The organism is Halorubrum sp. SS7, from assembly GCF_005435055.1.
GTDB lineage: Archaea > Halobacteriota > Halobacteria > Halobacteriales > Haloferacaceae > Halorubrum > Halorubrum salinarum.
The window spans coordinates 1-264 of the sequence record NZ_SGXV01000540.1 but is presented as its reverse complement, the minus strand read 5'-3'; the positions used below and the strand labels follow the sequence as shown (position 1 = coordinate 264).

The 264-nt window shown below is 61.7% G+C and carries 1 pseudogene; it reads left to right on the top strand.

From position 1 onward, the window contains the following. Positions 1-138 precede the first annotated feature (138 nt). Positions 139-264: pseudogene (locus tag EXE44_RS19080) on the top strand (5-methyltetrahydropteroyltriglutamate--homocysteine methyltransferase); the annotation flags it as partial.

The following is a 264-nucleotide window of genomic DNA, read 5'->3' as shown; positions in this document are numbered from 1 at the left end:
GGTCGTCGAGGAGCCGTTCCCCTTCGAGACGCTCACGGTGCTGGCGCTGCGTCGAGCGTAGCCCCGCCACCGGTGAATTACTCCAGAGAATAATATACATTAGCAAATATTATACGACGGCATATCTAACGGAGGGTAATGACCGAACGTATCGCGGCGACGCCGGGGCTGTACCCGCTCCCGGACCGGGCGAAAGAGACCCTCTCGGACCTGAAGGGCCACCAGAAGGGCGACCTCCTGGGCGGCGACGAGGGCGAAGCGATC